At 60.7% G+C, this 19382-nt stretch carries 13 protein-coding genes and 2 riboswitches; of the genes, 5 read left to right on the top strand and 8 right to left on the bottom strand.

From position 1 onward, the window contains the following. Positions 1 to 32: 32 nt before the first annotated feature. Positions 33 to 527 carry a DUF934 domain-containing protein gene (locus PMI36_RS28925; protein ID WP_008066942.1) on the bottom strand — a complete coding sequence of 165 codons (495 nt, stop codon included), beginning with the start codon at positions 525 to 527 and terminating at the stop codon, positions 33 to 35. Further along, positions 511 to 2169, bottom strand: coding sequence for a nitrite/sulfite reductase (locus tag PMI36_RS28930; RefSeq protein WP_008066940.1), 1659 nt, complete (start codon positions 2167 to 2169; stop codon positions 511 to 513). The genes PMI36_RS28925 and PMI36_RS28930 overlap by 17 nt, the downstream gene beginning before the upstream one ends. Positions 2170 to 2690: 521 nt before the next feature. Between PMI36_RS28930 and PMI36_RS28935 the strand changes: the two genes are divergently transcribed. Further along, positions 2691 to 3776, top strand: coding sequence for an ABC transporter substrate-binding protein (locus PMI36_RS28935; RefSeq protein WP_008066938.1), 1086 nt, complete (start codon positions 2691 to 2693; stop codon positions 3774 to 3776). Positions 3777 to 3782: 6 nt separating this feature from the next. On the opposite strand, the gene PMI36_RS28940 is transcribed toward PMI36_RS28935, so the two are convergent. Both PMI36_RS28940 and metH read right to left on the bottom strand, forming a co-directional pair. After that, positions 3783 to 4004: a DUF2970 domain-containing protein gene (locus PMI36_RS28940; RefSeq protein ID WP_008066935.1), complete on the bottom strand. Its 222-nt coding sequence runs from the start codon at positions 4002 to 4004 to the stop codon at positions 3783 to 3785. Between the two features lie 198 nt (positions 4005 to 4202). Further along, complete coding sequence (metH, locus tag PMI36_RS28945; protein WP_008066933.1) at positions 4203 to 7913, bottom strand: methionine synthase; 3711 nt, start codon at positions 7911 to 7913, stop codon at positions 4203 to 4205. A 155-nt stretch (positions 7914 to 8068) separates the two neighbouring features. Here metH and PMI36_RS28950 point away from each other — a divergent pair, with 155 nt between their 5' ends. After that, the gene (locus PMI36_RS28950; RefSeq protein WP_008066931.1) at positions 8069 to 10354 is read left to right on the top strand and encodes a fatty acid cis/trans isomerase; all 2286 of its coding nucleotides are present in this window, start codon (positions 8069 to 8071) and stop codon (positions 10352 to 10354) included. A 213-nt stretch (positions 10355 to 10567) separates the two neighbouring features. After that, on the top strand, positions 10568 to 11152 hold the full coding sequence (nfuA, locus tag PMI36_RS28955) for a Fe-S biogenesis protein NfuA (RefSeq protein WP_007941757.1): 585 nt from the start codon (positions 10568 to 10570) through the stop codon (positions 11150 to 11152). A 174-nt stretch (positions 11153 to 11326) separates the two neighbouring features. Here the strand turns inward: nfuA and cobM are convergent, their stop codons facing one another. From cobM to PMI36_RS28975, 4 genes are all read right to left on the bottom strand, one after another. Beyond that, positions 11327 to 12073 carry a precorrin-4 C(11)-methyltransferase gene (gene cobM, locus PMI36_RS28960; protein ID WP_008066929.1) on the bottom strand — a complete coding sequence of 249 codons (747 nt, stop codon included), beginning with the start codon at positions 12071 to 12073 and terminating at the stop codon, positions 11327 to 11329. A gap of 82 nt (positions 12074 to 12155) precedes the next feature. Then, positions 12156 to 12569 (bottom strand): cobalamin biosynthesis protein, encoded by a 414-nt coding sequence (locus PMI36_RS28965; protein WP_007898224.1) that lies wholly within the window; start codon positions 12567 to 12569, stop codon positions 12156 to 12158. After that, positions 12566 to 13273: a CbtA family protein gene (locus tag PMI36_RS28970; RefSeq protein ID WP_008066927.1), complete on the bottom strand. Its 708-nt coding sequence runs from the start codon at positions 13271 to 13273 to the stop codon at positions 12566 to 12568. Before PMI36_RS28970 ends, PMI36_RS28965 begins: the two co-directional genes overlap by 4 nt. 11 nt (positions 13274 to 13284) lie before the next feature. Continuing rightward, on the bottom strand, positions 13285 to 13491 hold the full coding sequence (locus PMI36_RS28975) for a CbtB domain-containing protein (RefSeq protein WP_008066925.1): 207 nt from the start codon (positions 13489 to 13491) through the stop codon (positions 13285 to 13287). A gap of 121 nt (positions 13492 to 13612) precedes the next feature. Further along, positions 13613 to 13840, bottom strand: a riboswitch (cobalamin riboswitch). A gap of 188 nt (positions 13841 to 14028) precedes the next feature. Further along, a riboswitch (cobalamin riboswitch) is annotated at positions 14029 to 14242 on the top strand. Positions 14243 to 14343: 101 nt separating this feature from the next. Here PMI36_RS28975 and cobW point away from each other — a divergent pair. Both cobW and cobN read left to right on the top strand, forming a co-directional pair. Further along, on the top strand, positions 14344 to 15405 hold the full coding sequence (gene cobW, locus PMI36_RS28980; protein WP_007898232.1) for a cobalamin biosynthesis protein CobW: 1062 nt from the start codon (positions 14344 to 14346) through the stop codon (positions 15403 to 15405). A 3-nt stretch (positions 15406 to 15408) separates the two neighbouring features. Next, positions 15409 to 19275 carry a cobaltochelatase subunit CobN gene (gene cobN, locus PMI36_RS28985; RefSeq protein WP_008066923.1) on the top strand — a complete coding sequence of 1289 codons (3867 nt, stop codon included), beginning with the start codon at positions 15409 to 15411 and terminating at the stop codon, positions 19273 to 19275. Positions 19276 to 19382: the final 107 nt, after the last annotated feature.

The following is a 19382-nucleotide window of genomic DNA, read 5'->3' as shown; positions in this document are numbered from 1 at the left end:
TTGAACCCCGCAAAGGGTTCAAGGCCAGGACATCAACGGCGACGGAACAGCGGCAGCGGTTCGTCGGTGGCGGCCTGATAGGTCACAGAGAAGTCCTTGAGGCTTTCAAGGGCTTCGTACGGGTCTTTGTCGGCGCGAATCGCAAACGCGTCAAAGCCGCAGCGGTGCAGGTAGAACAACTGGTCGCGCAGCACATCGCCAATCGCCCGCAGTTCGCCTTTGAAACCGTAACGGTCACGCAGCAAGCGAGCATTGGAGTAGTTACGGCCGTCAGTGAAGGCCGGGAAATTCAAGGCGATGACCTGGAAATTATCCACGTCTTCACCGATTTCTTCGGCTTCTTCATCGGCATCCAGCCATACACCCAGGCCGCCATCGCGAGCCTTGAGCATACGGCTGTGTTCGCGCCACAGTTGCAGCGGGACGATCAGGTCGTCGCAGTTGCTGATCTCGTCGATGTTGAAATCTTTCGGCAGCAAGTGCCAGGTTTCGTCGACGACTTCGTTGTTCTTAATTATTCGCTGCATAGACGCGCTCCTTGAAGAGGTCGATGCCGATACGCTGATAGGTGTCGATGAAGCGTTCGTCTTCGGTACGTTGTTCGATGTACACGTCGATCAGCTTCTCGATCACGTCAGGCATGGCTTCCTGTGCGAAGGACGGGCCGAGGATCTTGCCCAGGCTTGCATCGCGACTGGCGCTGCCACCCAGGGACACCTGGTAGAACTCTTCGCCTTTCTTGTCGACCCCGAGAATGCCGATGTGGCCGACGTGGTGGTGACCACAGGCGTTCATGCACCCAGAGATGTTCAGGTCCAGTTCGCCAATGTCGAACAGGTAGTCCAGGTCGTCGAAACGGCGCTGGATCGACTCGGCGATCGGGATCGATTTGGCGTTGGCCAGCGAGCAGAAATCACCGCCCGGGCAGCAGATGATGTCGGTCAGCAAGCCAATGTTCGGTGTGGCGAAACCTTGCTCGCGCAACTCGCTCCACAGGGCGAACAATTGGCTCTGCTCGACATCGGCCAGGATAATGTTCTGCTCGTGGGAAGTGCGCAGCTGACCGAAGCTGTAACGATCGGCGAGGTCGGCAACGGCATCGAGCTGCTTGTCGGTGATGTCGCCCGGCGCAACGCCAGTCGGCTTCAGGGACAGGGTCACGGCTACGTAACCCGGTTTCTTGTGGGTCAGGGTGTTGCGGGTGCGCCAGCGGGCGAAGCCTGGGTGCTGTTTGTCGAGCTCGGTCAGTTCGGCCGTCTGGTTGTCCAGAGCCTGGTATTGCGGATCGACAAAGTGTTTGGCCACGCGATGCACTTCGGCCTCGGTCAGCGTGGTCTGGCCACCACGAAGGTGTTCCATTTCCGCATCGACTTTCTGCGCGAACACTTCAGGTGTCAGGGCCTTGACCAGAATCTTGATCCGCGCCTTGTATTTGTTGTCGCGACGGCCGTAGCGGTTGTAAACCCGCAGGATGGCGTCGAGATAGCTCAGCAAGTCCTGCCACGGCAGGAACTCGTTGATGAACGCGCCCACCACCGGCGTACGGCCCAGGCCGCCACCGACCAGCACACGGAAACCCAGTTCGCCCGCGGCGTTATGCACTGGCTCAAGGCCAATGTCATGGACTTCAATGGCCGCACGGTCAGACGTCGAACCGTTGATGGCGATTTTGAATTTACGCGGCAGGTAGGCGAATTCCGGGTGGAACGTGGTCCACTGGCGGACGATTTCGCACCATGGACGCGGGTCGATCAATTCGTCGGCCGCGACACCGGCGAACTGGTCGGTGGTGACGTTGCGCAGGCAGTTGCCGCTGGTCTGGATCGCATGCATCTGCACGGTCGCCAGTTCAGCCAGGATGTCCGGGATATCTTCCAGGGCAGGCCAGTTGAACTGCACGTTCTGCCGGGTACTGATGTGGGCGTAGCCCTTGTCGTAGTCACGGGCAATCCTGGCCATCATTCGCGTTTGGCGCGAAGTCAGTTGGCCATAAGGCACCGCCACCCGCAGCATCGGCGCGAAGCGCTGGATATAAAGGCCATTTTGCAGGCGCAGGGGGCGGAATTCTTCTTCGCTCAGCTCGCCTGCCAGATAGCGTCGGGTCTGATCACGGAACTGCTTGACGCGGTCCTCGATGATCCGCTGATCGTACTCGTCGTATACGTACATATAAGTCCTGTTCTCAGGCTTGGGCCGGTTGGATATAGCTGCGTTTTCGCTAGCTTTCATCCGATACAGCCTCGGCAATTCTGCGCGCACGGCCGCGCACTCCCAACGGAGCCGACGCAAGATACCAGTTTGCAGTTATGCGCAAAAGTGATGTTTGAGTATATGCAAAGAACCAAAAAGACTAATGAAACTCATGGTGGTAAAACCCACATTTGTGGTGCGGGCAATCATCGTCTTAACTGTGCTCGAGTCTTTATGCAATCACCGATAAAACCGACAAGAGGCGATGCAATGAGCAACCCAACCAAAGCAGGGAAAAGCGATAGCACGGTCGATGCCTGGGCGATTTTGTTCCTGATCATCCTGGTCGTGGGCACAGCGGTGTTCTGGGTCAGCCATCAATAAACGACCCCGTCCGGGCCCGGCGCCGACGATTGTCGGACAGAAGCCGGAATAAGCGCCGTTCCAAGGGAGTTCGCTGGCTATAATGCGCAGCGGATTTTCGGGGGCTCGGACGATTAATGTTGAAGTTCTTCTATGGTGTAGTGCTGATACTTGGCACGGTCCTGGGACCCTGTGCTCAGGCGGCGTCCGTATTGTTCCTCAATCCGGGAACCACCCAAGAGGTCTTCTGGGTCAGTTATTCGCAGTTCATGCAAGCCGCGGCCAAGAGCCTGGGCATGGATTTGCGCATCCAGTATTCCGAGCGAAACGCTGAAACCACACTCAAGCAAGCCCGCGAAGCCCTGCAAGGGCCGAATCGACCGGATTATCTGGTGTTCGTCAACGAACTGTATGTTGCGCCCGAAATCCTGCGCCTGGCTCAAGGCAGCGGTGTGAAGCTGTTTTTGGTCAACAACGGCCTGACCGCAGACCAGATGCGCTTGCTCGGCACCCAGCCGGAGAAGTATCCCGACTGGTTGGGCAGCCTGGTGCCCAACAATGAGGAGGGTGGCTACTTGATGCTCAAGGAGCTGATTCGCCTGCATCGCCCGGTCGCGCCCGGTCAGGTCATTGATCTCGTGGCCTTCTCCGGCCTGAAGATCACGCCAGCCGCGCAACAGCGTGAGAAGGGCATGATGCGGGCATTGGCCGAACACCCTGAAGTGCGGTTACGCCAGTTGGTCTATGGCGGCTGGACCCGCGAGCGCGCCTATGAACAGGCCAGGTTATTGTTCAAGCGTTACCCGCAAACGTCGCTGGTCTGGTCGGCCAACGATGAAATGGCCTTTGGTGCCATGCAGGCCTACGCCGAAACGGGCGGCCAACCCGGCAAGGACGCGCTGTTCAGCGCCGTCAATAATTCACCGACTGCGTTACAGGCGCTGTTGGAAGGGCGGTTGAGTGTGCTGTTGGGCGGGCACTTCACTCTGGGTGGTTGGGCCTTGGTGCAACTGCATGACTACGACCTGGGGGTGGATGTCAGTCAGTACGGCGGGCGCGACCGGCAGATTCCGTTGTTGCAGCTGATCAGTCACGCACAAGCTAAGCGGTTGCTGGCGTTGAGTGCGACTCAGGATTATGGGGTGGATTTCCAGAAGCTCTCGGCCAAGGGGCGGCCGACTTCGTATCGCTACCCGTTCAGCTTGCAAGCCCTGATGTACTGAGCCGGTTCAGATACCCGCCAGGTACACCACCAGTTTGACGATGCCAAATAGCGTCAACGCGAACACTGCCGTGAACAGAATCCCCAAAATCACGAAATGACTCGGCTTGCCGTGGGTGAAATCCCGGGCCCGGTTCTTCCCGCTCTGCACCCCGAACGCCGCCGCCATCACGCTGTGCAGCATCTGCCAGAAGGTCGGTGGCTTGTTGTTGTCGACTGGATCGTCCATAAATCCCCCGTCACGCATGTGTGAAAGGTAAGCATAGACAATCCACGGCATGCACAAAATCAAATGTGGGAGCGGGCTTGCTCGCGAAAGCGTCATAACAGTCGATATCAATATTGACTGTCAGTCCGCTTTCGCGAGCAAGCCCGCTCCCACAGGGAGTCGTTGTTGGCCGCACTATTGTGGCCAACAGACCTGGGGTTAGTTGTCGTAACCCAGGTTAGGCGCCAGCCAACGCTCGGTCACGCTCAACTCCTGACCCTTGCGCGAGGTGTAGCTCTGCACCTGATCCTTGTCGATCTTGCCCACGGCGAAATACTGCGCCTGCGGGTGAGCGAAGTACCAGCCGCTGACCGCTGCCGCCGGGAACATGGCGTAGTGCTCGGTGAGGAACACGCCGCTGCGGCCGGCCTTGAGTTCTTCCGCTTCCGGGTCCAGCAGCTTGAACAGCGTGGCTTTCTCGGTGTGATCCGGGCACGCCGGGTAGCCTGGAGCAGGGCGGATGCCGGTGTATTGCTCTTTGATTAGCGCCTCGTTGTCCAGCGTCTCGTCCTTGGCGTAGCCCCAGTAGTCTTTACGCACCTGTTGGTGCAACCACTCGGCACAGGCCTCGGCCAGACGGTCGGCCAACGCCTTGACCATGATCGAGTTGTAGTCGTCGCCCGCATCCTGATAGGCCTTGGCCACTTCTTCGGCGCCGATCCCGGCGGTGGTGATGAAGCCCCCCACGTAATCGGTTACGCCGCTGTCCTTGGGCGCAACGAAGTCAGCCAGGGAGAAGTTCGGTTTGCCATCAGTCTTGATGATCTGCTGGCGCAAGTGATGCAGCTTGGCCAATGGCTTGCCGTCGTCGCCGTAGACTTCGATGTCATCGTCGCGCACCTGATTGGCCGGCCAGAAACCGAACACCGCACGGGCGCTGATGAGTTTTTCGTCGATCAGCTTGGCGAGCATTTCCTGGGCATCGGCGTACAGCGCGGTGGCGGCTTCACCGACTACTTCGTCCTTGAGGATGCGCGGGAATTTACCGGCCAGGTCCCAGGAGATGAAGAACGGTGTCCAGTCGATGTACTCGGCCAGCACCTTCAGGTCGATGTTATCCAGCACCTTGGCGCCGGTGAACGTCGGTTTGACCGGTTCATAGCTGCCCCAGTCGAACTGCGGCTTCTTGGCGATGGCCACCGGGTAGCTCAGGCGCTCGGTACGGGCGCTGCGGTTGGCGGTGCGCTCGCGAACGTCGATGTATTCCAGGCGAGTCTTCTCGACAAAACCGGCTTTCAGTTCCTTGGACAGCAACTGCGTCGCCACGCCCACGGCGCGGGAGGCATCGGTGACGTAGATCACCGCGTCGTTGCTGTACTTGGGCTCGATCTTCACCGCCGTGTGCGCCTTGGACGTGGTCGCGCCACCGATCATCAACGGCAGATGGAAGTCCTGACGCTGCATCTCGCGGGCCACGTGAACCATCTCGTCCAGCGAAGGCGTGATCAAACCGGACAGGCCGATGATGTCGCATTTCTGTTCTTTGGCGACTTGCAGGATCTTCTCTGCCGGCACCATCACGCCAAGGTCGACGATGTCATAGCCGTTACAGCCCAGCACCACGCCGACGATGTTCTTGCCGATGTCGTGCACGTCGCCCTTGACCGTGGCCATCAGGATCTTGCCCTTGGCTTCCGGCTTGTCGCCTTTTTCCAGCTCGATGAACGGGATCAAGTGGGCCACGGCCTGCTTCATCACGCGGGCGGACTTCACCACCTGCGGCAGGAACATTTTGCCGGCGCCGAACAAGTCGCCGACGATGTTCATGCCGGACATCAGCGGGCCTTCGATCACTTCGATCGGGCGCGCAAAGGACTGACGCGACTCTTCGGTGTCTTCGACGATGTGGGTAGTAATGCCTTTGACCAGTGCATGTTCCAGACGCTTGTTGACGTCCCAGTTGCGCCACTCTTCGGTCTCGGCTTCCTTGACGCTGCCGTCGCCCTTGTACTTGTCGGCGATGGCGAGGAGGGCGTCGGTGCCTTCCGGGGTGCGGTTGAGGATCACGTCTTCGACGGCGTCGCGCAGCTCGGCCGGAATCTGGTCGTAGATCTCCAGTTGGCCGGCGTTGACGATACCCATGGTCAGGCCGTTGCGGATCGCATACAGCAGGAACACCGAGTGAATTGCCTCACGCACCGGGTTGTTGCCACGGAACGAGAACGACACGTTCGACACGCCGCCGGAGGTCAGGGCGTACGGCAGTTCGTCGCGGATGTAGGCGCAGGCGTTGATGAAGTCCACAGCGTAGTTGTTGTGTTCTTCGATGCCGGTGGCCACAGCGAAGATGTTCGGGTCGAAGATGATGTCTTCCGGCGGGAAGCCGACTTCGTTGACCAGAATGTCGTAGGAGCGTTTGCAGATTTCTTTCTTGCGCGCTTCGGTGTCGGCCTGGCCGGCTTCGTCAAAGGCCATCACCACCACCGCGGCGCCGTAGCGCTTGCACAGTTTGGCGTGATGAATGAACTGCTCGACGCCTTCTTTCATGCTGATCGAGTTGACGATGCCCTTGCCCTGGATGCACTTGAGGCCGGCTTCGATCACTTCCCACTTGGAGGAGTCGATCATGATCGGCACGCGGGAGATGTCCGGTTCACCGGCAATCAGATTGAGGAAGGTCACCATGGCCTTCTTCGAATCGAGCATCCCTTCGTCCATGTTGATGTCGATCACCTGGGCGCCGGCTTCGACCTGTTGCAGGGCGACTTCCAGGGCTTCGGTGTAGTTGTCCTCACGGATCAGACGGGCGAACTTGGCGGAACCGGTGATGTTGGTGCGCTCGCCGACGTTGACGAACAACGAGCTGCGTTCAATGGTGAACGGTTCCAGGCCCGACAGGCGGCAGGCCTTGGGAATGTCCGGAATCTCGCGCGGGGCATAACCGGCCACCGCTTTGGCGATGGCTTCGATGTGGCCCGGCGTGGTGCCGCAGCAGCCGCCGACGATGTTCAGGAAGCCGCTTTGGGCGAATTCTTCGATGACCTTGGCGGTTTGGGCCGGCAGCTCGTCGTACTCGCCGAATTCGTTCGGCAGGCCGGCGTTCGGGTGCGCGGAAACGTGGGTGTTGGCCTTGTTCGATAGTTCTTCCAGGTACGGACGCAACTCGCTGGCCCCGAGGGCGCAGTTCAGGCCGACCGAAATCGGTTTGGCGTGGGCCACGGAGTTCCAGAACGCTTCGGTGGTCTGGCCGGAGAGGGTGCGGCCAGAGGCATCGGTGATGGTGCCGGAGATCATGATCGGCAACTCGACGCCCAGTTCTTCGAACACGCCTTGCACGGCGAAAATCGCCGCTTTGGCGTTGAGGGTATCGAAGATGGTTTCGATCAGGATCAGGTCGGCGCCGCCTTCGATCAGGCCTTTGGTGGCTTCGGTGTAGTTCTCCACCAGCTCATCGAAGGTCACGTTGCGGTAGCCAGGGTTGTTGACGTCGGGCGACAGTGAGCAGGTGCGGCTGGTCGGGCCGAGTACGCCAGCGACGAAACGCGGCTTGTCCGGGGTCTCGAGAGTTTTCGCATCGGCAATCTTGCGGGCCAGGCGAGCGCCTTCTACGTTCAATTCGTAGGCGAGTTCTTCCATGCCGTAATCGGCCATGGAAATCCGGGTGGCGTTGAAGGTGTTGGTTTCCAGAATGTCGGCGCCGGCGTCCAGATAGGCCTTCTCGATGCCGCCAATCACGTCAGGACGTGTCAGCACCAACAAGTCGTTGTTGCCTTTGACATCGCTCGGCCAGTCGGCGAAGCGTTTGCCACGGTAATCCTGCTCCTCGAGCTTGTAGCTCTGGATCATCGTACCCATGCCGCCATCGAGAATCAGGATGCGCTCTTTGAGGGCGTGCTTGAGAGCTTGAAGGCGAACGCTGCGATCGGACATTTGGACTACTCGGTAAGGCCATGACGAAGGGGCGGGATAATAACAAACCTGTGCGCTTTTGGAGCATGTACGGGTTTTGCATGAATATCGTTCATGTTGGTGCGCAGGCCAGACCGGTAGAATCGCGGCGTTTTCTCATGATCAGGACCAGGGATATGTCGTATCGCGTCGTCACCAGCCTATTGATGCTGTTTTTAAGCGGGGGCGCCGCTGCGCAAGGTCCGGATATTTCCTACGTCCGGGACATTCAACCGATCTTCACCGAAAAGTGCGTGGCCTGCCATGCCTGCTACGACTCCGCCTGTCAGCTTAATCTGGGCAGTGGTGAAGGGGCGGCCCGAGGTGCAACCAAGGCGCCCGTTTATGATGGCGAACGCAGACAGGCCGCAGCGCCGACCCGACTGTTTTATGACGCCTCTGGCAAACGCGCCTGGCAGCAAAAAGGCTTTTATTCGGTGCTCGACGCCCAAGGCAGCCAGGCGGCGCTGATGGCGCGCATGCTTGATCTGGGCCACAAAACGCCGTTGCAACCTAACGCCAAATTGCCGGAAGACATCGTCCTGGGTCTAAACCGGGAGAACATGTGCGCCATGCCGGCTGAGTTCGACGGCTATGCCAGCTCCCACCCGAAAGAAGGCATGCCGCTGGCGGTCACTGGCCTGACCGATCAGCAATACCAGACCTTGCAACGCTGGCTGGCCTCCGGTGCGCCAATCGATGAGCAGGGCCTGGTGCCCAGCGCCAAGGAAGCCTTGCAGGTGGTGCAGTGGGAAAACCTGCTCAACGCGCCGGGCGCCCGGGAGAGTCTGGTCGGGCGCTGGCTGTTCGAGCACTGGTTCCTGGCGCATCTCTATTTCAAGGACGGCGAGCCGGGGCATTTCTTTCAGTGGGTACGCTCGCGCACGCCGACGGGGCAGCCGATTGATTTGATCAACACCCGCCGGCCGAATGACGATCCGGGCACTCAGGTCTATTACCGTCTATGGCCGGTGCAAGGCGTGATCGTGCACAAGACCCACATCACCTACCCGCTGAGCGCGGCGAGGATGGCGCGGATCAAAAGCCTGTTCTACAGCGGCAACTGGCAGGTCAACGCGCTGCCGGGTTATGGGCCGGAACGACGGGCCAATCCGTTCACGACCTTTGAGGCCATCCCGGCTCAGGCGCGTTACCAGTTCATGCTCGATAACGCCGAATACTTTGTGCGCACCTTTATTCGTGGCCCGGTCTGCCGCGGCCAGATCGCCACCGACGTGATTCGCGACAACTTCTGGGCGCTGTTCCAGGCCCCGGAGCATGACCTCTATATCACCGACCCGAATTATCGCGGTCAGGCCACGCCATTGCTGGCGATGCCGGGACAGAACGATGACGTCGGCAGTGTCCTGAGCCTGTGGCACGACTACCGCGACAAGCGCAACGAGTACGAAGCCTTGCGCCGGGACAGCTACGCCGACCTGCCGGCACCGAGCTGGTCGACCCTGTGGGCCGGCAATGACAACGCGCTGCTGAGCATCTTCCGGCATTTCGACAGCGCCTCGGTGAACAAAGGCCTGATCGGTGACGTTCCGCAAACCATCTGGCTGTTCGATTACCCGTTGCTGGAGCGCACGTATTACCAGTTGGCAGTCAACTTCGATGTATTTGGCAACGTATCCCATCAGGCCCAGACCCGGCTGTACTTCGACCTGATTCGCAATGGTGCCGAGCAGAACTTTTTGCGTCTGATGCCGGCCGATTCACGGGACGGCTACCTCGACGATTGGTACCAGAACGGCGGACAGCTCAAGATGTGGCTGGATTACGAGTACATCGACAACGACAAACCCACGGCACTGACGCTGAGCGAGAAGGACCCGAAACGCGATTTCGCCCTGCAATTGCTGGCCCGGTACGGCGAACTCAATGCCAACCCCGACCCGATCAACCGCTGCGACGGTGCCTACTGCTCGCGGCCGAACATCGATCTGGCATTGCAGAACGCCGAACAGGCCTTGAGCCGCCTGACTTCACGTCCGTCTGCGGGGCTGAAGGTCATCGATCAATTGCCAGAAGCCACGATGCTGCGCATCGAGACTCAAAGCGGCAAGCGCGGGGTCTATAGCCTGCTGCGCAACCGGGCCCACAGCAACGTGGCGTTCCTGCTGGGGGAGTCGCGGCGCTATCAGCCGGGGCTCGATACGTTGACAATTTATCCGGGTGTACTCAGCAGCTACCCGAACTTCATGTTCAACATTCCAGCCGGCCAAGTACCCGCTTTCGTTGATGCGATGGAAACCGCGAAGGACGCTGCCAGTTTCGAGAAAATCGTCGAACGCTGGGGCATTCGCCGCAGCCATCCGCAGTTCTGGCAATATTTCCATGATCTGAGTCGCTATATCCACGACACCGACCCGGTGGAAGAGGGCGTGCTGGACATGAACCGCTACGAGAATCTTTGATGCACGGAATTTAGAGGTGTCTGCGAACCAGTGTGGGAGCGGGCTTGCTCGCGAAAGCGGTGTGTCAGGCAACATCAATGTTGACGGTGCCGCCGCCTTCGCGAGCAAGCCCGCTCCCACATTGGATCAGCTGTGCTTTCCCGACAAAAATACTAGGACTTTGTCCGGCGCGATGATTGGCGTAAACTGCGTCCAAGCCTGCGAGGAGTTTCCATGACCGCTATTACCATTACCGACGCCGCCCACGATTATCTGGCTGATCTGCTTTCCAAGCAGAACACCCCGGGTATCGGCATCCGCGTCTTTATCACCCAGCCTGGCACCCAGTACGCCGAAACCTGCATTGCCTATTGCAAGCCGGGCGAAGAAAAACCTGAAGACACCGCGTTGGGGCTCAAAAGCTTCACCGCGTACATCGATCACTTCAGCGAAGCCTTCCTGGACGATGCGGTAGTCGACTACGCCACCGACCGCATGGGCGGCCAACTGACCATCAAGGCGCCAAACGCCAAAGTACCGATGGTCAACGCCGACAGCCCGGTCAACGAGCGCATCAACTACTACCTGCAAACTGAAATCAACCCGGGGCTGGCCAGCCACGGCGGTCAGGTCAGCCTGATCGATGTGGTCGAAGACGGCATTGCCGTGCTGAAATTCGGCGGCGGTTGCCAGGGCTGCGGCCAGGCAGATGTCACCTTGAAGGAAGGCATCGAGCGCACCTTGCTCGAGCGTATTCCCGAGCTCAAGGGCGTTCGCGACGTGACCGACCACACGCAGAAAGAAAACGCCTACTACTAAGTAAGGTGTTCGCTGCAAACATAAAAAACGGCGCCCCGTGAGCGCCGTTTTTTATGGGTGAAATTCACTGACGCCTTCGCGAGCAAGCCCGCTCCCACATTAGATCTTCACTGGACACAGTATTTGTGTTCGAAGCAGATCCACTGTGGGAGCGGGCTTGCTCGCGAATAGGGCCTATGGGCGATACAAATGCGCATGCCCCGCGCGGTACAACGACGATTCACTGAAGTGATCGCTACCCAACACCCTGCCCACCAGGATCAGCGCCGTGCGGCGAAATCCCTTGGCTTGAACCTTCCCGGCAATGTCCGCCAGCGTCCCCACCACCCAATCCTGATCCGGCCAGGTCGCCCGATGAATCACCGCGATCGGACAGTCGGCGCCGTAGTGCGGCAGCAATTCAGTAAGGATCTTCTCCAGATGATTGACCCCGAGGTGGATCGCCATGGTCGCCCCATGCTGCGCCAGACTGCCCAGCTCTTCACCGGCCGGCATCGCGGTCTTGTCGGCGTAGCGGGTCAGAATCACGCTTTGTGACACGTCCGGCAAGGTCAGTTCAGCACCCAAAAGCGCCGCGCAGGCGGCGGTGGCGGTGACGCCGGGAATGATTTCGAAAGGGATGTCGAGTTCACGCAAATAGCGAATCTGCTCGCCAATCGCGCCGTACAGGCTCGGATCACCGGAATGCACCCGGGCCACGTCCTGGCCGTTGGCATGGGCGGTCTTGATCAGCTCGATGATCTGTTCCAGATGCAATTCGGCGCTGTTGACCACCTGTTCGGCGCGGTGGCCGTCCAGTACAGCGGCCGGGACCAGGGAGCCTGCATAGATGATGACCGGGCAGCTACGAATCAGCCGCTGGCCTTTGACGGTGATCAGTTCCGGGTCGCCGGGGCCTGCGCCAATGAAGTAGACGGTCATCGTCGTTTCCTGTCAAAAAAAGGGCATGGGCACGCTTCAGATGAAAATTGCTCATGATCGAAGGCGGGGATTATCGGGGATTTTACGCGGCGCTGGCCAATGCCAGGGTGGCCTGGGCGTATTTTTGTCGTGGAATCAGCAACTTTGCCGGTGCCTGAGCCAATTGTTCGGCCAGTGCCAGCGCGGCACTTTCCGCTACGCCGTAACAGCCGGTGCGTTCGAACGCGATGTCCGAGTGGTGGCTGAGTTGCGGTTCATAACCGGCCAACTGTTCGCTGCTGAAATACATCAACGGCAAGGCCAGCTGTTCGGCCAGTTCGATCAGGGCGGGTTCTTCGCGCTTCAGGTCGATACTGGCCAGGGCCTTGATCTCACGAAGCTCGATTTGATGGGCCTGTAACGCCTGATCAAGCAGCGCCCGCAGCGTGCTGACGGGGCAGCCGCGCTGGCAGCCCAGGCCGACCACCAGGGTCGGCGCTGCGCTGACGTCAGTCATGCGGAGTATTGGCCATCGCTTTTGCGGCGGAACAACCAGGCGCTGATCAGGCCCAGGGCCAGCCAGAACACCATGTTGGTCAGCTGCGAAGCGATTTTGAACTGCGCTTCCAGGGCTTCTGGAGCCAGCATGGAGTGCACTTCCGGTTGTGGCGCGCCAATCACATGAGGCACGGCCAGGATCGCCACGCCGAGGATCTTCATCAGCCAGTGGCGGCTGAATGCGATCAGCGCGATGCCGACTGCTGTGGACGCGGCGGTGCCAATCCACCAGATCTGCCGTTGCGCCAGATCCGCCGCGGCAGTGCCCGGCAGCTCAGGTGGCAGGCCTAGGGTGGGCGCCAGCACGAACGTCGCGTAACCCGCCAGGCCCCAAAGCAGGCCCTGAGAGGTACGGCGTGGAGCGCGCAAGGTGTAGAGGCCTGCGAGCATCAGGGCGAAACCCACCGCTACCACCAGATTGCCGCCGGTGGTCGACAGCACGCGCTGCCAGCCGTCTTCAGGCTCCCAGGCTTCGGCATCATGGGTGTGAGCGGTGACAGCTCCCGCGGCGTGCTCGTGGATTTCAACCGCGGCCGGCTCGGATTTTTCGTAGGTCTCGGCCTGCAGAATCAGCGGAGCCACCCAGAAGCTTTGCAGCAGGGTCAGCAGCAGGGCGGCCAGCAGCCCGGTGAAACCTGCGGTTTGCGCAATACGCTTGATCATGTCAGCAGGTCTCAATGGCACGGGAATGCGGCGCTGTGACGGGTATCGTGCGCGGCGTTGTGCACCGCTTCGATGTGCGAGAAACCGGCGAAATACACAAGGCTGGCGCCAAGAATCGACGCACAAAAAGCGGCGGTCAGGCGTTGGCTCAGGGTAGTGGTGGTGCTGATCGTGCTCTTTTTATCGGTGTTGCTGCCGGTGCTGCTGATGATCGACATGGCGCTTCCCTCTGGTCTGTCAGCGGGTGAATAGAGCGCATGAAAACCTCCGTACGCCGGGGCACGCAGAGATTTCGAACAGCGCCCGCCCACCGCGGGTTTGTTATTCAGTGAACGTAAAAGTCACTTTGTGTTGCGGGCCGGTCTCCGGGCTCGCGAGGGGCAGGGCTTGTGCCCAAACCTGCAAGCATCACCTTCCCATGCCGTATAACGGGCACAGTGGATCTGACGCTTCACTCGCTTACCGTTGCGGGGGCAGCACCGGACTGACATGGCTTTAGAGTAAAGCACATGATTCACCGGTTTCCCGTTTCACCCTGTGAAGGGCACCCGTAACAAGGCGTGTAGGAGAGCATGGGCGGGGGTTGGGCGTCAATTGGCATGGGTTCTCACTTGGATACCGAGTCGCTCCTTTCGCGAGCAAGCCCGCTCCCACAGGGGGAACGCATTTCAAATGTGGGAGCGGGCTTGCTCGCGAAGGCGTCGTCTCAGGCGCCACAGAACTCAGGTGGACATTGACCCGCCCCCACACGATGCGTAGCCTTGCGCTTTCGAGGTTCTTCGGCATTTGCCGAAGCTAAGAAGGGAACGCGGTCGATGCCGCGGCTGCCCCCGCAACTGTGAACGGTGATGTTCGCTGCCACGCCACTGCAAACCCTGATCCATCAGGTTCGCGGGAAGGCGCAGCAAACGCCAGTCGTACGATTGGCACACCGTCAGCCAGGAGACCTGCCTCGACACAGATTCTCACTACAACCGGGCGGGGTGATCCGGTGGCGGAACTCTTGCGCGCGTGCACCTGCCGCTGCGATTGTCGTCCCGTATGCCCGCCACCTTGCCAAAGGGCATCCGATGAAAACACTGGCCAAACTCCCCGTCACCATCGTTACCGGCTTCCTCGGCTCGGGCAAAACCACCTTGCTGCGCCACATGCTCGACAACGCCCAGGGCCGTCGCATCGCAGTGATCGTCAACGAGTTCGGCGAACTGGGCATCGACGGCGAAATCCTCAAGCAGTGCTCGATCGGTTGCACCGAAGAAGAAGCCAACGGTCGCGTCTACGAACTGGCCAACGGCTGCCTGTGCTGCACGGTTCAGGAAGAATTCTTCCCGGTGATGCGCGAACTGGTCGCGCGGCGCGGCGACCTCGACCACATCCTCATCGAAACGTCGGGCCTGGCCCTGCCAAAGCCTTTGGTTCAAGCCTTCCAATGGCCAGAAATCCGCAGCGCCTGCACGGTTGACGCGGTGATCACCGTGGTCGACAGCCCGGCCGTCGCTGCTGGCACCTTCGCGGCGTTCCCGGATCAGGTCGATGCCCAGCGCAAACTCGACCCGAACCTGGACCACGAATCGCCGCTGCACGAGCTGTTCGCCGACCAACTGGCCAGCGCCGACCTGGTGATCCTCAACAAGGCCGACCTGATCAGCGCTGAAGACCTGGCCCGCGTGCGCCTGGAAGTCGCCGAAGAACTGCCGCCAGCGGTGAAAGTCATCGAAGCCAGCAGCGGTCGTCTGCCACTGGACGTGCTGATCGGCCTCGGTGCCGGTTCTGAAGAACACATCGACAGCCGCCACAGCCATCACGATCATCACCATGAAGGTGAAGACGACCATGACCACGACGCGTTCGATTCCATCTCGATCGAGCTGCCACAAGCCGACGAAAGCCTGCTGATGGATGCACTGACTCAGTTGGTGGTCCAGCACGGCATCCTTCGAGTCAAAGGTTTTGCGGCGGTGCCGAACAAGCCGATGCGCCTGCTGATCCAGGGCGTGGGCACGCGTTTCGACAAGCACTTCGACCGCCAGTGGGGCGCTGAAGAAGCCCGCACCACGCGTCTGGTGTTGATCGGTCAGGATCTGGACGCCGCTGCGCTCGAAGCGCAATTGCGCGCTGCGCTCAGCGTTTAAACCATGCACCTGCTCAGGACCCAGCCCGGCGGTTTCGTGTCGGATGACAACATTGCCGACCTTGGACAAACTCCCGCCGAGCTGGTGATCCTGTGCAGCGGCGATTCCAGCCTGGCGTTGCTTGCCGAAGCGGCGCAGCAGTTGCCCGACGATTACCCGAGCGTACGCCTGGCTAACCCGATGCAGGTGCAGAATCACGCCTCGGTCGATCTCTACGTCGACGAAGTGCTGCGCCACGCCAAAGTGATTCTGATCTCGCTGCACGGCGGCCTCGCCTATTGGCGTTATGGCATTGAGCGTCTGGTGGAGTTGTCCGAGCGCGGCGTGCAGCTGATTCTGGTGCCGGGGGATGATCGCCCGGACCCGGAACTCAGTGACCTGAGCACCGTAACCGCGCAAGACCGCGATCGGCTCTGGCACTTCCTGCGTCAGGGCGGCATGGCCAACGCACTCGACCTGTTTCGCTGCCTCGCCAATCGCTGGCTGGATCGCGACTACTCATGGTCCGAGCCGCAAACCCTGCCACGCACCGCGATCTACCACCCGCAAAAAAGCCCCGCTGAGTTGAGCGATTGGCAAGCCGACTGGCAAGCTGATCAGCCGGTGGCGGCGGTGCTGTTTTACCGCTCGCATTTGCAGGCGGCGAACACTGGTTTCATCGATATTTTCTGCCAGCGTTTGCAGGCGGCGGGGTTGAACCCGTTGCCGATCGCGCTGGCCAGTTTGAAAGAACCCGGCTGCCTGACGGTGGTCGAGGACTTGCTGAATGAAGTCGAGGCGGGGGTGATTCTCAACACCACCGGTTTCGCCCAATCCAGCCCCGAAGCGCCGCATCTGCGGCCGTTTCGCCGCAACATTCCAGTGATTCAAGCGATCTGCGCCCAGGACAATGAACCCGGTTGGCGCGCCAGCGAACAAGGCCTCGGTCCCCGCGACCTGGCGATGCACATCGCACTGCCGGAGCTGGACGGGCGGATCATCAGCCGGCCGATCAGCTTCAAGGACCTGGCCTGGCGCAGCGAGCGCAGTCAGTCCGACGTGGTTTGCTACCGGCCGCAACCTGAGCGCATGGACTTTGTCGCTGAACTGGCGCGGCGCTGGATCGATCTGGCGCGAGTGCCCAACGGCGAAAAACGCATCGCCCTGATCCTCGCCAACTACCCGACTCGCGATGGGCGTATCGGCAACGGCGTTGGCCTTGATACTCCGGCTGCGGCATTGAACATCCTCCGTGCCCTGCACGCCGAAGGTTATCCGCTGCCGGCCGAGTTGCCCGACAGCGGCACCGCGTTGATCCAGCAATTGCTCGGCGGCGTCAGCAATGACCTCGACACCCTCGACCAGCGTCCCTGTCATCAAAGCCTCCCGCTGGACGACTACAACCTGATGTTCAACGCGCTGCCCGACGCCAACCGTCAGGCGGTACTGGAGCGTTGGGGCTCGGCCGAAAACGATCCGATGTTCCGTGGCGGGCGAATGATGATCGCCGGCTTGCGTTTCGGCCTGACCTTCGTCGGCATTCAACCGGCCCGGGGTTATCAGGTTGACCCGAGCGCGGTCTATCACGACCCGGACCTGGTGCCGCCCCACGGCTATCTGGCGTTCTACTTCTGGTTGCGCAACACCTACGGCGCTCACGGCGTGATCCATGTGGGCAAGCACGGCAACCTCGAATGGCTGCCGGGCAAGGGCGTCGGGCTGTCGGAAAACTGCTGGCCGGATGCGTTGCTCGGGCCGCTGCCGAACATCTATCCGTTCATCGTCAACGACCCGGGCGAGGGCGCCCAGGCCAAACGCCGCACCCAAGCGGTGATCATCGATCACCTGATGCCACCGCTGACCCGCGCCGAAACCTATGGCCCGCTGCGCAATCTTGAGCTGCTGGCCGACGAGTATTACGAAGCGCAATTGCTCGATCCGCGCCGCGCCCGGGAACTGCAGCGCGATATTCTGCAACTGGTGCGCGACACGCACATCGACCGTGAACTGCAACTGGACGAGAAGCTCGACAGCGATGCCGATGCGGCGATCTGGTTGCCGCGTCTGGACACGTACCTGTGCGACTTGAAGGAGTCGCAGATCCGCGATGGCCTGCACGTGTTTGGCGAGTCGCCAGTGGGGCGGTTGCGCATCGACACCTTATTGGCCTTGCTGCGTATTCCTCGCGGCGATGGACGAGGGGCGCAATCGAGCTTGCTGCGGGCATTGGCCAAGGCGTTCGTGCTGGGCTTCGATCCGCTGGATTGTGTTTTGGCCGAGCCCTGGAGCGGACCTCGACCGGAGGCATTGCTGTCGGTCAGCGATGAACTGTGGCGTACGGCGGGGGATACCCGTGAACGTCTGGAGCTGTTCGCCGCTCAACTGATTTCACACACGTTAGACCAGCCTCAAGCCCAACCCGGCCCCTGTGGGAGCGGGCTTGCTCGCGAAAACGGAGTGCCAGTCGACATTGATTTGCCTGACACACCGCTTTCGCGAGCAAGCCCGCTCCCACAGGACGCAGATTGGTCGGAAGTAAACGCCATCATCGACAGCCTGCGCGAAGTCGTTGCCCCACGTCTGGACGCCTGCGGCCCAGCGGAAATGCGCGGCCTGCTGGACGCCCTCAACGGTCGATTCGTCCCGGCCGGGCCGAGCGGCGCACCCAGTCGCGGCCGTCTGGACGTGCTGCCCACCGGGCGTAACTTCTATTCGGTGGATGTGCGCAACCTGCCAACCACCACCGCGTGGCGCATCGGTTTTCAGTCCGCGAACCTGATTCTTGAGCGTCACTTGCAGGACCACGGCGATCACCTGCGTCAGCTCGGCCTGTCGGTCTGGGGCACCGCGACCATGCGCACCGGCGGCGATGACATCGCCCAGGCCATGGCGCTGATGGGCGTGCGACCGGTGTGGGCGACGGGCAGTCAGCGGGTCGACGATTTCGAAATTCTGCCGTTGAGCCTGCTGGACCGCCCACGGGTGGATGTGACCTTGCGCGTCTCCGGATTTTTCCGCGATGCCTTCGCCAACCTGATCCGGCTGTTTGACGCCGCCGTGCAAGCGGTCGCCGCGCTGGATGAACCGGACGATCTCAACCCGTTGGCGGCCAAGGTCCGCGCCGAGAGAGAAGCGTTGCTGGAATCCGGTCTGGATGAAGACGCGGCGCGGCGGCAGGCCGGCTGGCGCATCTTCGGGGCCAAACCGGGTGCTTACGGAGCAGGCGTGCAGGGCGCCATCGATGGTCGTCTGTGGCAAAGCCGCGACGACCTCGCCGAGGTTTACCTGAACTGGGGCGGCTACGCTTACGGCGGCTCCGATGAAGGCACCGCCGCCCGAGAACAATTCGCCCAGCGTTTGAGCCAGGTGCAGGCGGTGCTGCAAAACCAGGACAACCGCGAGCACGACTTGCTCGATTCCAACGACTATTACCAGTTCCAGGGTGGCATGCTGGCGGCCGTCGAAAGCCTCAGCGGTGAAGCGGCGGCCAGTTATCACGGCGACCACAGTCAGCCGGACTTGCCGAAGATTCGCACGTTGAAGGAAGAGCTGAGCCGGGTGATCCGTTCCCGTGCGGCCAATCCGAAATGGATCGACGGGGTCAAGCGTCATGGCTATAAAGGCGCGTTCGAACTGGCGGCGACGGTCGATAACCTGTTTGCGTTCGACGCCACCACGCAGTTGATCGACGATCACCAATATGCGTTGCTGGCGGATGCCTATTTGCTCGATCCTGCGACCCGGGAATTTGTCCGCGAGCACAATCCCCATGCCTTGCGTGACATGACCGAGCGCATGCTCGAGGCGCAGCAGCGGGGGATGTGGAAAGAGCCGGGCGAGTACCGCGAGGCGCTGGAGAATTTGTTGCTGGATATAGAAGAAGACAGTTAACGCGCTTAAACCTGTGGGAGCGGGCTTGCTCGCGAATGCGGTGGGTCATTCAATATTGATGTTGGCTGACACACCGCCTTCGCGAGCAAGCCCGCTCCCACAGGGAT

It is taken from the genome of Pseudomonas sp. GM79 (assembly GCF_000282495.1).
Lineage (GTDB): Bacteria > Pseudomonadota > Gammaproteobacteria > Pseudomonadales > Pseudomonadaceae > Aquipseudomonas.
Note: the sequence above shows the minus strand (reverse complement) of the source record. Positions and strands in the feature narration are given on the sequence as shown.

Coding starts and splice junctions, on each gene's coding strand:
- PMI36_RS28940 (WP_008066935.1), bottom strand. CDS start 4,004: ATGGACGATCCAGTCGACAACAACAAGCCACCGACCTTCTGGCAGATG.
- PMI36_RS28925 (WP_008066942.1), bottom strand. CDS start 527: ATGCAGCGAATAATTAAGAACAACGAAGTCGTCGACGAAACCTGGCAC.
- PMI36_RS28965 (WP_007898224.1), bottom strand. CDS start 12,569: ATGACTGACGTCAGCGCAGCGCCGACCCTGGTGGTCGGCCTGGGCTGC.
- cobN (WP_008066923.1), top strand. CDS start 15,409: ATGCACCTGCTCAGGACCCAGCCCGGCGGTTTCGTGTCGGATGACAAC.
- PMI36_RS28950 (WP_008066931.1), top strand. CDS start 8,069: ATGTCGTATCGCGTCGTCACCAGCCTATTGATGCTGTTTTTAAGCGGG.
- cobM (WP_008066929.1), bottom strand. CDS start 12,073: ATGACCGTCTACTTCATTGGCGCAGGCCCCGGCGACCCGGAACTGATC.
- PMI36_RS28970 (WP_008066927.1), bottom strand. CDS start 13,273: ATGATCAAGCGTATTGCGCAAACCGCAGGTTTCACCGGGCTGCTGGCC.
- PMI36_RS28930 (WP_008066940.1), bottom strand. CDS start 2,169: ATGTACGTATACGACGAGTACGATCAGCGGATCATCGAGGACCGCGTC.
- metH (WP_008066933.1), bottom strand. CDS start 7,913: ATGTCCGATCGCAGCGTTCGCCTTCAAGCTCTCAAGCACGCCCTCAAA.
- cobW (WP_007898232.1), top strand. CDS start 14,344: ATGAAAACACTGGCCAAACTCCCCGTCACCATCGTTACCGGCTTCCTC.
- PMI36_RS28975 (WP_008066925.1), bottom strand. CDS start 13,491: ATGTCGATCATCAGCAGCACCGGCAGCAACACCGATAAAAAGAGCACG.
- nfuA (WP_007941757.1), top strand. CDS start 10,568: ATGACCGCTATTACCATTACCGACGCCGCCCACGATTATCTGGCTGAT.
- PMI36_RS28935 (WP_008066938.1), top strand. CDS start 2,691: ATGTTGAAGTTCTTCTATGGTGTAGTGCTGATACTTGGCACGGTCCTG.